At 73.9% G+C, this 12,369-nt stretch carries 13 protein-coding genes; 12 read left to right on the top strand and 1 reads right to left on the bottom strand.

The genetic code is table 11. The features are described from left to right. Window positions 1–63: 63 nt before the first annotated feature. From ACWGKI_RS19095 to ACWGKI_RS19125, 7 genes are all read left to right on the top strand, one after another. Window positions 64–1,029 carry a carbohydrate ABC transporter permease gene (locus ACWGKI_RS19095; protein ID WP_380244535.1) on the top strand — a complete coding sequence of 322 codons (966 nt, stop codon included), beginning with the start codon at window positions 64–66 and terminating at the stop codon, window positions 1,027–1,029. Then, window positions 1,026–1,955 carry a carbohydrate ABC transporter permease gene (locus tag ACWGKI_RS19100; protein ID WP_380244534.1) on the top strand — a complete coding sequence of 310 codons (930 nt, stop codon included), beginning with the start codon at window positions 1,026–1,028 and terminating at the stop codon, window positions 1,953–1,955. Before ACWGKI_RS19095 ends, ACWGKI_RS19100 begins: the two co-directional genes overlap by 4 nt. Before the next feature lies 1 nt (window position 1,956). After that, window positions 1,957–2,961, top strand: coding sequence for an ROK family protein (locus tag ACWGKI_RS19105; RefSeq protein ID WP_452189133.1), 1,005 nt, complete (start codon window positions 1,957–1,959; stop codon window positions 2,959–2,961). Continuing rightward, the gene (locus ACWGKI_RS19110) at window positions 2,958–4,307 is read left to right on the top strand and encodes an extracellular solute-binding protein (protein WP_452189135.1); all 1,350 of its coding nucleotides are present in this window, start codon (window positions 2,958–2,960) and stop codon (window positions 4,305–4,307) included. Before ACWGKI_RS19105 ends, ACWGKI_RS19110 begins: the two co-directional genes overlap by 4 nt. 111 nt (window positions 4,308–4,418) lie before the next feature. Then, on the top strand, window positions 4,419–5,201 hold the full coding sequence (gene nagB / locus ACWGKI_RS19115) for a glucosamine-6-phosphate deaminase (RefSeq protein WP_452189137.1): 783 nt from the start codon (window positions 4,419–4,421) through the stop codon (window positions 5,199–5,201). A gap of 74 nt (window positions 5,202–5,275) precedes the next feature. Next, window positions 5,276–5,593 (top strand): DUF3039 domain-containing protein, encoded by a 318-nt coding sequence (locus ACWGKI_RS19120; protein ID WP_380244530.1) that lies wholly within the window; start codon window positions 5,276–5,278, stop codon window positions 5,591–5,593. Between the two features lie 89 nt (window positions 5,594–5,682). Then, complete coding sequence (locus tag ACWGKI_RS19125; RefSeq protein ID WP_380244537.1) at window positions 5,683–7,464, top strand: DEAD/DEAH box helicase; 1,782 nt, start codon at window positions 5,683–5,685, stop codon at window positions 7,462–7,464. 56 nt (window positions 7,465–7,520) lie between these two features. On the opposite strand, the gene ACWGKI_RS19130 is transcribed toward ACWGKI_RS19125, so the two are convergent. Next, complete coding sequence (locus tag ACWGKI_RS19130) at window positions 7,521–9,026, bottom strand: nicotinate phosphoribosyltransferase (protein ID WP_452189139.1); 1,506 nt, start codon at window positions 9,024–9,026, stop codon at window positions 7,521–7,523. A gap of 119 nt (window positions 9,027–9,145) precedes the next feature. Here ACWGKI_RS19130 and clpS point away from each other — a divergent pair, with 119 nt between their 5' ends. The 5 genes from clpS to ACWGKI_RS19155 all read left to right on the top strand — a co-directional run bounded on the left by clpS (window position 9,146) and on the right by ACWGKI_RS19155 (window position 12,304). After that, complete coding sequence (gene clpS / locus ACWGKI_RS19135; protein WP_380244536.1) at window positions 9,146–9,460, top strand: ATP-dependent Clp protease adapter ClpS; 315 nt, start codon at window positions 9,146–9,148, stop codon at window positions 9,458–9,460. Continuing rightward, window positions 9,457–10,194, top strand: coding sequence for a DUF2017 family protein (locus tag ACWGKI_RS19140; protein WP_452189141.1), 738 nt, complete (start codon window positions 9,457–9,459; stop codon window positions 10,192–10,194). Before clpS ends, ACWGKI_RS19140 begins: the two co-directional genes overlap by 4 nt. A gap of 93 nt (window positions 10,195–10,287) precedes the next feature. Further along, entirely contained in the window at window positions 10,288–11,091 is an 804-nt protein-coding gene (gene murI / locus ACWGKI_RS19145; protein WP_380244527.1) for a glutamate racemase, read from the top strand. Continuing rightward, window positions 11,088–11,894, top strand: a complete 807-nt coding sequence (locus ACWGKI_RS19150) for an MBL fold metallo-hydrolase (protein WP_380244526.1) — start codon at window positions 11,088–11,090, stop codon at window positions 11,892–11,894. Before murI ends, ACWGKI_RS19150 begins: the two co-directional genes overlap by 4 nt. A gap of 17 nt (window positions 11,895–11,911) precedes the next feature. After that, window positions 11,912–12,304 (top strand): DUF3054 domain-containing protein, encoded by a 393-nt coding sequence (locus ACWGKI_RS19155; protein ID WP_452189143.1) that lies wholly within the window; start codon window positions 11,912–11,914, stop codon window positions 12,302–12,304. The last annotated feature ends 65 nt before the right edge of the window (window positions 12,305–12,369 follow it).

Raw genomic sequence — 12,369 nt, forward strand, 5'->3', positions numbered from 1 at the left:
ACAGCGGTTCTCGCGACCGGCGCCGCTCCGCCCGTCACCCACGACCCCGGGAAGGAGGACCGCATGACCACCACGACGCCCACCGGGCCGATGGCGCCGACCACCTCGCCGCCGCCCGCGTCCGCCATCGCGATCCGCCGCCGGCGCACGCCGGCCACCCCTTACCTCCTGCTGATCCCCGCCGTGCTGATCCTCCTGGTCGGCCTGGGGTACCCCGTGTACTGGCAGGTCGTGACCTCGCTGCAGCAGTACGGCATGATGCAGCAGTTCGGCGCGCCGCCCACGTTCGCGGGGCTGGACAACTACGCCCGGATCTTCTCCGACGACCGGCTCTGGGCCGTCGTCGGGCGCTCGATCGTCTTCTGCCTGGTCAACGCGTTCCTCACCGTGGCGATCGGGCTCGGCCTGGCGCTGCTGATGAAGGCGGTCCACACCGCCGTGCGCCTCACCCTGCAGGTCGTGCTCCTGCTGGCCTGGGCGACGCCGCTCGTGGCGGCCGTGACCGTGTTCCGGTGGCTCTTCGACTACCGCTCCGGCGTCGTCAACTGGCTGCTCGTGCAGATCGGCCTCGACCAGTACCAGGGCTACGCCTGGCTCGCCCAGCCGCTGACGTTCTTCTTCGTCGCGACCCTCGTCATCGTGTGGATGTCCGTCCCGTTCGTCGCGATGTCGCTGTACGCCGGTCTGACGCAGGTCTCCGAGGAGGTCCTCGAGGCCGCCCGGCTGGACGGCGCCCGCCCGGCGCAGATCCTGCGGCACATCCTGCTGCCGCTGGTCCGTCCGGTGCTCGCCATCGTGCTGCTCCTGCAGATCATCTGGGACCTGCGCGTCTTCGCGCAGATCCGCCTGCTCCAGGACGCCGGCGCCCCGGTCTCCGAGACCAACCTGCTGGGCAACTTCATCTACGAGCTCGGCATCGGCAGCCAGGACTTCTCGGGCGCCGCGGCCGTCTCGATCTTCGTCCTGCTGCTCACGGTGCTGCTGTCCGCGCCGTACGTCCGCAGCCTCATGAAGGAGGACGCCGCATGACCGCCGCGACCGAGACCGCCCCGCGCCCCGTCGCGGTGGAGGCGCGGCCCCAGCGCCCCGCGCCCCGACGCCCGCGGCTGCGCCCCGGCAAGGTGCTCCTGGGTGTGCTGGGGATCGTGGTGTCGCTGGTCTGGGTGTTCCCCGTCTACTGGATGCTGCTGTCGGCGGTCACGCCGAACGCCCGCCTCCAGTCCAGCACGCCGAGCTTCCTGCCCACGCACTTCACGCTGTCGAACTTCACGAGCGTGGTCACGGACTCCGGCTTCGGCGGGGCGCTGCGGATGAGCCTGATGATCACCGCGGTGACCATCGTCCTCGTGCTGGCCTTCGCGTTCCTCGCCGCGCTCGCCATCAGCCGCTGGCGCTTCCGCGGGCGCACCAGCTTCGTGCTGGCCGTGCTGTTCATCCAGATGCTGCCCGCCGAAGGCCTGTTCATCGCGCAGTACAAGATGCTCTCGACGGTGGGGGAGAGCGCGCCCGTGCTCGGCCTCAACTCCGTGCTCGGCATCTCGATCCTCTACACCGCGATGCTGGTGCCCTTCACCATCTGGATGCTGCGCGGCTTCGTCGCGGGCATCCCGGCGGAGCTCGAGGAGGCGGCCATGGTCGACGGGCTGTCGCGCACCAAGGCGTTCCTGCGGATCACGTTCCCGCTGCTGGCACCCGGCCTCGTCGCGTCGGGGGTGTACGCGTTCCTGCAGGCGTGGAACGAGTTCACCACCGCCCTGGTGCTCCTGCCCGCCGAGGACCGCCAGACGCTGCCGATCTGGCTGCGCAGCTTCCTGTCCGCGTCGGTCAACCGCGGCATCGACTGGGCCGAGGTCATGGCGGCCTCGACGCTCATCGCGGTGCCGGTGATCATCTTCTTCCTCTTCGTCCAGGGGCGGATGACGTCCGGCCTGGTCTCCGGGGCGGTGAAGGGCTGACGTGGACGCAACCCTGAGCGCCGGGCCCACCGTCGGGCTCGACATCGGCGGCACGAAGACGCTGGCCGTCCTGCTCGACGCCGAGGGCGCCACCGTGGCGCAGGCGCGCCTGGCCACCGAGCGCGGCCCGCGCGGCGTGGTGGCGGGCGCGGCCCGCGCCGCCCGCGAGGTGGCGCTGCAGGCCGGCGTCGGCGTCGCCGACCTCGCCGGGGTGGGTGTGGGCGTCCCGGGTCTCGTGGACCCGGACGCCGGCACGGTCCGCCACGCCGTCAACCTCGGCGTGGACGCCGCGCCGCTCGCGCTCGCCCAGCTGCTCGGCGCCGAGCTCGGCGGCCTGCCTGTCGGACTGGAGAACGACCTCAACGTCGCGGCCCTCGGAGCGGCGCACCTCGAGGCCGCCGCCACGGGCACGTCCCGCTCGCGCGTCGACCTGGCGTTCCTGGCCCTCGGCACGGGGCTCGCGGCCGGGCTCGTCCTGGACGGCGCGCTGCGACGGGGCGTCGGCGGCGCGGCGGGCGAGATCGGGCACGTGCCCGTCGACCCCACCGGCCCGGTGTGCCCCTGCGGGCAGCGGGGCTGCCTCGAGCTCTATGCCTCCGGCACGGCCGTGGCACGCCTGTGGCCCGCGAGCACCGGGCGTCCTGCGCCCGTCGAGCTCTTCGAGGCGGCCGAGCAGGGGGTCCCCGGGGCGCTCGAGGCCCGCGACGCGTACGCGTCGGCCGTCGCCGCGGCGGTGCGCATGCTCGTCCTGACGGTCGACGTCCCCCGGGTGGTCCTCGGCGGCGGCGTGGCCCAGCTGGGCCAGCCGCTGCTCGACGTCGTCCGGGACGCCCTCGCGCGCGAGTCCCGGGCGTCGGGCTTCCTCACCTCGCTGCACCTCGCCGACCGCGTCTCCCTCGCCCCGGGCCACGTGCCCGTGGGCGCCGTGGGCGCGGCGGTCGTGGGCCGCGACGTCGCCGGCCGGACGGCGGCCGGCCGGCCGGTCGCCGGGGGGATGGCGTCGTGACGCGCCGCCCGCCTCTCGGGATCGGCGTCGGGCCGTCGGTCCTGGTCGCCGGGGTGGTGGCCCTCGCCCTGACCGGGTGCTCCGCGATCGGCGACGACCCGAAGGACGCGGCCCCGGACACGGACCTCACGATGTGGCTCGTCGGCACGGACACGACGCCCGAGCTCCGCGAGTACCTCGTGACCGCGTTCGAGGACGAGCACCCCGGCGCCACGCTGACCATCGAGCAGCAGGAGTGGGGCGACCTCGTCGCGAACCTCACGGAGGCGCTCGGCGACCCGGCCACGACGCCGGACGTCGTCGAGATCGGCAACACCCAGTCGCCGACGTTCACCACGTCCGGCGCGTTCCGGGAGATCTCCCCGGAGCTCTATGAGGAGCTCGGCGGCGCGAAGCTGCTGCCCTCCTTCGTCGAGGCGGGGTCGGTCGACGGCCGGCACTACGCGTTGCCGTACTACTTCGGCTCACGCTACGTCTTCTACCGCAAGGACGTGTGGCGGGCCGCCGGGTACGACAAGCCGGAGACCCTGGCCGAGTTCGGCGAGACCGTCAAGGCGCTCACCGACGACGACCACGCCGGCTTCGCGATGGGTGGCCAGGACTGGCGCAACGGCATCTCCTGGGTGTTCGCCACGGGCGGCGAGCTCGCCGTCAAGGAAGGCGACGACTGGGTCTCGACCCTGTCCGACGCCAAGTCGGTCGAGGGTCTCGAGATGTGGCAGGACGTGTACCGCGAGGCGTCGTACCTGCCGTCCACGGAGAAGGACGTCTCCTACTGGGACTTCCTCAACGACGGCGTCGAGGACGCGCCGCCCGCGGCGGCCACCATCATGGCGCCGGCGTGGGCGCGGTGGTCCATCGGCGGGCTGGTGCGCAACGACGACGGCGAGCTGGTGCGCGACGGCATGAAGGACGCCTCGACGTTCGACATCTTCGCCCTGCCGGGGGTGGACGGCGGCCTGGCCCCCGTGTTCGCCGGCGGGTCGAACATCGCGGTGTCCGCCACGTCGCCCAGCCCCGACCTGGCGGAGGACGTGCTGCGGGTCGTCTTCTCGGACGAGTTCCAGACCCGCCTGGCCCGCAGCGGCCTCGGGCCGGCAAATTCCGACGCCCAGGAGGTCATGAAGGGCGACAAGTTCGGGCGCGCCCTCGTGCGGACGGCTGCCGCCTCGAAGCTCACCCCGGCGGCGCCCGGTTGGGCGTCGATCGAGGAGGAGGGCGTGTACGAGGAGCTGTTCGGCCGGATCGCGGACGGCGGCGACGTCGCGGCGCTGGCACGGGAGTTCGACGCCCGCCTCACGCCCATGCTCAACTCGCCGGCGCCCGCGCCGGCACCGCAGGACTGAGCGTCGCCCGGCCGGGCGCGCGACATGATGTGATGCCGAGGGCGCCCCGGGGGCGCCCGCGGACGCGAGGACGGCCCGCCCGCCGGGCCGCACGAGAGACTGGAGAGCCGCATGGAAGTCGTGATCGCCCCCGCCGAAGAGCTTGCCGTGCACGCGGCCGACGCGATCGAGACCCTGCTGCGCCGTGACCCGGCCACCGTCCTGGGGCTGGCGACCGGGTCGAGCCCGCTCAAGGTGTACGACGAGCTCGCACGACGGCACCGCGAGGAAGGGCTCTCGTTCGAGCAGGCCCGCGGCTTCATGCTCGACGAGTACGTGGGCCTGCCCGCGGAGCAACCGCAGCGGTACCGCAACGTCATCGAGACGGAGATCGGGTCCCGCGTCGAGTGGCCGGCGGACCAGGTGCTCGGGCCGGACGGTCTGGCCGACGACCTGCCTGCGGCCTGCGCCGCGTACGAGCAGGCGATCAAGGACGCGGGAGGCGTCGACCTGCAGATCCTCGGGATCGGCACGGACGGGCACATCGCGTTCAACGAGCCGGGGTCCTCCCTCGCGTCGCGCACCCGCATCAAGACGCTCACGCACCAGACGCGCGTGGACAACGCCCGGTTCTTCGACGACGACGTCGAGCAGGTCCCCACCCACTGCCTCACCCAGGGGCTGGGCACGATCATGGAGGCCCGCCACCTCGTGCTGCTGGCGACCGGCCGCGGCAAGGCCGAGGCGGTGCACCAGCTCGTCGAGGGCCCGATCTCCGCGATGTGGCCCGGCACGGTCATGCAGATGCACCCGCACGCCACCGTGCTGGTCGACGACGCGGCGGCCTCCCGCCTGCAGCTCGGCGACTACTACCGCCAGACGTTCGCGTCCAAGCCCGGCTGGCAGGGTCTGTGATCCGTACCCGGATCCGCGGCGCGGGGGCGGTCGTGGCACGGGAGCGTCGGGGGGTGCGTCGTAGACTTCCCGGCATGAGCGATCCCCTCTCCACCCCGCCTGCCGACCCCTCGCAGGACACCGGGGCCGGCACGAGCGTGCTGGAGCGTCCGGACACCCGCGAGCAGGCGGCGGAGCCGGGCGACCACGAGCGCTTCGCGCACTACGTGCGCAAGGAGAAGATCATGGAGTCCGCCCTGTCGGGCAAGCCCGTGATCGCGCTCTGCGGCAAGGTGTGGGTGCCCGGCCGCGACCCGTCGAAGTTCCCGGTCTGCCCGGTCTGCAAGGAGATCTACGACGGTCTTCGCGACCCTCAGGACGGCGAGGGCGGCGAGGGCGACTCCGGCAAGTGAGCGCGCAGCCGCTGAACGAGCCCGAGCCCACCCCCGACCCCGACGGTTTCGACCTCTTCGCCGCGGCGGACGAGCCCGCGGCGAAGCCCCTGCCGCAGTCGCCGTCCTCGTCGGCGGCGTCCCACCTCAGCCCGGCGTTCCCGCGTCGTGCGCCGTGGGGCACGGCGTCCAACCTGCGTGCCTGGCAGGCCGAGGCGCTCGAGCTGTACCGCCGGCGCGACCCGCGTGACTTCCTCGCGGTCGCGACGCCCGGTGCGGGCAAGACGACGTTCGCGCTGCGCGTGGCGACCGAGCTGCTGGAGGCCGGCATCGTCCGCCGCGTGACCGTCGTCGCGCCCACCGAGCACCTGAAGCACCAGTGGGCCGACGCCGCCGCGCGCGTCGGCATCCGGATCGACCCGTCGTTCAAGAACAGCCAGGGCCGGCACGGCTCGCACTACGACGGCGTCGCCCTCACCTACGCGCAGGTCGCGGCGAAGCCGGCCCTGCACCGCGCCCGCACGGAGGCCGCCCGCACGCTCGTCATCCTCGACGAGGTGCACCACGGCGGCGACGCCCTGAGCTGGGGCGAGGCGGTCCGGGAGGCGTTCGAGGACGCCACGAAGCGCCTCGCGCTGACGGGCACGCCGTTCCGCTCCGACACCGCACCGATCCCGTTCGTCACGTACGAGGAGGACCGCGAGGGCATCCGCCGGTCCAAGGCGGACTACACGTACGGGTACGGCGACGCCCTGCGCGACCACGTCGTGCGCCCCGTGCTGTTCATGACGTACTCCGGCAACATGCGCTGGCGCACGAAGGCCGGCGACGAGGTCAGCGCCCGGCTCGGCGAGGCGATGACGAAGGACATGCACGCCCAGGCCTGGCGCACGGCGCTGGACCCGAACGGCGAGTGGATCCCGTCGGTCCTCGCGGGGGCGGACAAGCGGCTCACGGAGATGCGCCGCGTCGTCCCGGACGCCGGCGGGCTCGTCATCGCCACCGACCAGACCGACGCGCGCGCGTACGCGGGCCACCTGGCCCGGCTCACGGGGCAGAGCCCCACGGTCGTGCTGTCCGACGACGACGGCGCGAGCGCCCGCATCGACGAGTTCGCCCAGGGCACCTCCCGGTGGATGGTGGCCGTGCGCATGGTGTCGGAGGGCGTGGACGTGCCGCGGCTCGCCGTCGGGGTCTACGCCACGAGCACCTCGACCCCGCTGTTCTTCGCGCAGGCCGTCGGACGCTTCGTCCGCGCGCGCAAGCGCGGCGAGACGGCGTCCGTGTTCCTGCCGAGCGTGCCGCTGCTGCTCGAGCTGGCCAACGGCATGGAGATCGAGCGGGACCACGCGCTGGACCGTCCGAAGACGGCCGAGGAGCAGGGCATCGAGTACGACCCCGAGGCCGAGCTGCTCGCGGCGGCGAACCGGGAGGAGAAGGCGTCGGGGGAGCTCCTGGGCTCGTTCGAGGCGCTGGAGGCGCAGGCCTCCTTCGACCGGGTGCTGTTCGACGGCGGCGAGTTCGGCACGGGGGCCGACGTCGGGTCGGCCGAGGAGCTCGACTTCCTCGGGCTGCCGGGCCTGCTGGAGGCCGACCAGGTGACCACGCTGCTGCGGCAGCGGCAGGCGCAGCAGGTGCGCGGCCGCGGCGGCGCCACGTCGTCCGAGGCCGCGCTGGAGCAGTCGGAGGCCGAGCACCGACGGGCCGCCGACCTGCGCAAGGAGCTGTCCAAGCTCGTCTCGGCGTGGGCGCGCAAGTCCAGCACCCCGCACGGCTCGGTGCACAACGAGCTGCGCCGGCGCTGCGGCGGTCCCGAGGTGCCGCTGGCGACCGCCGAGCAGCTCGCCGCGCGCGTCGAGATGGTGCGGGGCTGGTTCGTCGGCAAGAAGTAGCGGCAAGAAGTAGCGGACCGGGCCGTCCCGGCCGCCGCCGACCTCCGTCCGCCCGGTCAGGAGAGGACGAGGTCCACGGTGGGGATCGCCGGGTCGCCGGCCGACAGGCGCCGACCGCCGCGCGGCAGCTCCGCGCGGGCCTGCAGGTGGTGCCGGGCGGCGTTCTGGACGCCGTATGCGCCCACCCACCGGGAGTCGACGGCGCCGTCCACGACGAGGGGGACGAGCAGGCTGCGCAGGTCCGGGCGTGCGCCGTCGTCCGTCTCGTCGGGCCATGCCGCCGATGCCGAGCCTGCCGACGCCCCGTCCTCGGGCGACCACGCCACCACGAGGTCGTCGGGCCCGGTGACGAGCACCTCCGCGACGGCGCGGCCGTCTGGACCGAAGCGCCGGGCGGCGCCCTTGCGCCCGCCCTGGCTCGTCTTGAGCGCGGACGCCTTCGCGACCGGCTGCAGGACGCCCGAGGCGTCGGCGCGCGCCACCAGCTTGTAGACCATGCCGCACGTCGGGGCGCCGGAACCGGTGACCAGCGACGTCCCCACGCCGTACACGTCCACCGGCATGGCCGCCAGCCCGGCGATGGCGTGCTCGTCGAGGTCGGACGTGACGACGATCTTGGTGCCCGTGGCGCCGAGCTCGTCGAGCTGGCGCCGCACCTCGACCGCGAGGACGCCGAGGTCACCGGAGTCGAGGCGCACGGCCCCCAGCGAGGTGCCGCCCGCGGCGACGGCGTTCTCGACGCCCCGCCGCACGTCGTAGGTGTCGACCAGCAGGGTGGTGCCGGACCCGAGCGACGCGACCTGCGAGTCGAACGCCGAGCGCTCGTCGTCGTGCAGCAGGGTGAATGCGTGCGCGGCCGTGCCGATCGTTTCGAGCCCGTACCGCATGCCCGCCTCGAGGTTCGACGTGCCGGCGAAGCCGCCCACCACGGCGGACCGCGCGGCAGCGACGGCCGCCTGCTCGTGGGCGCGCCGCGACCCCATCTCGAGCACGGGCCGGTCCACGGCCGCGCTCGTCATGCGCGACGCCGCGGACGCGATCGCCGAGTCGTAGTTGAGGATGGACAGGATCAGCGTCTCGAGGAGCACGGCCTCGGCGAAGGTGCCCTCGACCTGCAGCACGGGGGAGCCGGGGAAGAAGACCTCGCCCTCGGCGTACCCCTGGATGCTCCCGGTGAAGCGGTACCCGCGCAGGAAGTCGAGGGTGCGGTCGTCGACGACGCCGGCCCGTTCGAGGTAGGTGAGCTCCGCGTCCCCGAAGCGGAAGTGCGTGAGCGCCTCCAGGATCCGGCCGGTGCCCGCGAGCACGCCGTACCGGCGGCCCGCGGGGAGCCGGCGCGTGAACACCTCGAAGACGCAGTGGCGGTGCGCCGTGCCGTCCGCGAGCGCCGCCTGCAGCATCGTCAGCTCGTAGCGGTCCGTGAGCAGCGCCACCGAGGGCCGGAGGGCGGGCAGGGGCGCGGCGGGCACGGTGGCGGGGAGGGCGAGGAGGCCGTGCAGGGGGGCAGAGGGCGGCGCGGCGTCGGGCGACGGGGCGACGCTGCCCCGGGGCTCGTCGGTCATGGGGACACGGTAGGGCGCGCGCGCCCATCCGGCTTGTCGGGGACCGCCTGACGGACGGTCGACGCCCGCACCTCGGCTGTGCTTAGGGTGAGACGGTGGACGGGAAGACGACGACGCGCGTGACGGCGGTCGCGACCGAGGTGGAGCGCGAGACGCAGGCGGAGGCGACGACGGCCGTCGCCGACCCGTGGGTCACGATCGTGTGGAACGACCCGGTGAACCTCATGTCGTACGTGAGCTACGTCTTCGAGAGCTACTTCGGCTACCCGCCCGCGCGGGCGGAGAAGCTGATGATGCAGGTGCACCATGACGGCCGGGCCGTCGTGTCGTCCGGACCGCGCGAGCGCATGGAGGTGGACGTGCAGGCGATGCACGGCTTCGGGCTGTGGGCCACGCTGCGGCAGTCGGGCGAGTCCGAGGGGGGCGTCGCGTGACGCCGTTCCGGTCCGCGCCGGCGGGCTACGTCGCGCGGTGGGACGACGTCGAGCGCGAGGTGCTCGCGCGTGTCGCGCGCGACGTCGCGGAGCTGGTGCGCGCGGAGTCCGGCCTGGAGCCGGGGATCGAGGTCGGCGACGGCGTCGCGTTCACCGGGGTGGCGCGCGTGCCGCAGGACCCGGCCGTGCAGCGGCTGCTCCCCGACGCGCACGAGGAGGACGCGGACGTCGCGTCCGAGTTCCGCCACCTCACGCAGACGGACCTGGCAGCCGGGAAGGTCGCGCGCCTGGTCGCGTTCGCCGACGCCGTGGACGCGCCCGACGAGCTGCCGGACGACCCGCGGGCGGGGGCGGAGATCGTCGTGGCGCGCGAGGCCGCGCAGGAGTTCGCGGGGGCGCTGACCGACCTGCGGCTGGTGCTGGCCGAGCGGCTCGGCCTGGTGGACGACGCGGACGTCGAGACCCTGCACGACGACGTCCTCGCGGGTGTCGAGGACGACGAAGACGACTGGCTGGACGGTGACGACGGCGACGACGCGGATGACGGCGACGACGCGGGCTCCACCGGTGATGACGGGGACGCCGGGGACGAGGTCGCCGGCTGGGAGCGGGTCGGGCTGTCCGGCGCGGAGCGGCGCTACTGGGGCGGCGTCTTCGTGGCCGCGGGGTTCGCGCAGGAGTCGCTCGTGGAGGAGATGCTCGCCGACCTCAGGGCCGGGCGCGCGACCCCATGACCGCAGGTCGCGGCCCTGTTGTGGCGGGCGCCACGCCGTGTCGCCGCTCACTTGCCGCGGTTCTGACCGCCCGTCGCGACTAGGCTGCCTGGCGTGAACGACGCCCCCATCGGGATCTTCGACAGCGGCGTCGGCGGGCTCACCGTCGCACGCTCCATCCTCGACCAGCTGCCCCATGAGCAGGTGCTCTACCTGGGCGACACGGCCAACAGCCCGTACGGGCCCAAGCCGCTCGCGGCCGTGCGCGCGATGGCCCTCGCCGTGATGGACCGGCTGGTCGACGAGGGCGTGAAGATGCTGGTGATCGCCTGCAACTCCGCCACGGCCGTCGCGCTGCCGGACGCGCGCGAGCGCTACACGGTGCGCCGCGGCATCCCCGTCGTCGAGGTGATCCGGCCCGCCGCGCGGCGCGCCGTCCTCGCCTCGAAGACCGGCCGCATCGGCGTGATCGGGACCAAGGCGACGATCGACTCGCGGGCATACGAGGACGCGTTCCACGTGGCGCCCGGCCTGGAGATCACCACGCAGGCGTGCCCGGACTTCGTGCCGCTCGTGGAGCGCGGGCAGACGTCCGGCCCCGAGGTGCTCGAGGTCGCGCACCGCTACCTCGACCCGGTGCGGGCCGCGGGCGTCGACACGCTCGTCCTCGGCTGCACGCACTACCCGCTGCTGGCGGGCGCCGTGTCGTACGTGATGGGGGAGGACGTCACCCTCGTCTCCAGCGCCGAGGAGACCGCGAAGGACGTCTACCGCAACCTCGTGCAGCACGACCTCGAGCGCTCGGTGGACGCGCCGCCGCCGGTGCACCGTTTCCTGTCCACGGGCGTCCCGGAGCCGTTCGAGAAGCTGGCCCGCCGGTTCCTGGGGCCTGAGGTGTCCCTCGTGGAGGCCGCATGAGGCTCGTCACCGTCGGCGTCGCCGGCTCGTTCCCGGGCCCCGCGTCGCCCGCGTCCACGTACCTCCTGCAGGCGCACGACGGGCAGCGGGAGTGGAACGTGGTGCTCGACCTCGGCAACGGCGGCCTGGGCGCGCTGCAGCGGTACGTCGACCCGCTCGACGTCGACGCCGTCGGCCTGTCCCACCTGCACCCGGACCACTGCGCCGACCTCTGCGGCCTGTACGTGTACCTCCGCTACCACCCGGAGCGGGGCGGCGTGCGCAGCGGCGCCGGCCGTCGCCTGCCGGTGCTGGGCCCGAGCGGGACCGCGGAGCGTGCGGCGGCGATGTACGGGCTCGGGCCGGGCGAGTCGATGGACGGCGAGTACGACGTGCGGCCCTGGGAGCCCGGCAGCGTCGTGCGGGTGGGCCCGTTCGAGCTGGAGCCGTTCACGGTCTACCACCCGGTGGAGGCGTACGGCGTCCGCGTCACCGGTCCGTCGAGCCTGCGGCCCGGCGAGCGGGCCACCCTGGCCTACTCGGGGGACACGGACGCGTGCGACGGCCTCGTCGAGGGCGCTCGCGGCGCCGACCTCTTCCTCGTGGAGGCGGCATTCCAGGAGGGCCGCGACGACGGCGTCGAGCGTGGCATCCACCTCACCGGCCGCCGGGCCGGGGAGGCCGCCGCCCGCGCGGGGGTGGGCCGCCTGCTGCTCACGCACCTGCCGGTGTGGAACGCGCCGGAGGTCGCGCTCGCCGAGGCACGGTCGGCCTACGACGGCCCGGTCGAGGTTGCGACGGCCGGCGGGGTGCACGAGCTGTGACGGGTAGCCTCGGCCCCGTGAGTGCTCCGACCGCCCCCGTCGTGCCCGTGACCCGGCCCGTGTGGCCCGCCGCCGTCGGCGACCTCGTGTGCGTCGTCGTGTTCACCGTGGTGGGCACGATCAGCCACGCGACGTCCGGCGACCTCGGTCACGTCGCGCTGGTGGGGCTGCCGTTCGTCGCGGGTCTCGCCGTCGGGTGGCTCGTGGCCCGCGCGTGGCGTGCTCCCGCGCGCCTGTGGCCTGCCGGCGTCGTCGTCTGGTGCGCCACCGTCGTGCTGGGCCTCGCGCTGCGACCCGTGCTCGGCGTGGGCGGCGTCGAGGTGTCGTTCGCGGTCGTCACCACCGTGTTCCTCGGCGTGACCATGCTGGGCTGGCGCGCCGTCGCGGCGCTCGTCGCCCGCCGCAGGTGACCCGGATCGTTGTGGGTACGGAAAGGGCGAGAACTCGACCACGAATTCTCGCCCTTTCCGTACCC

Source organism: Isoptericola sp. NPDC055881, assembly GCF_053615895.1.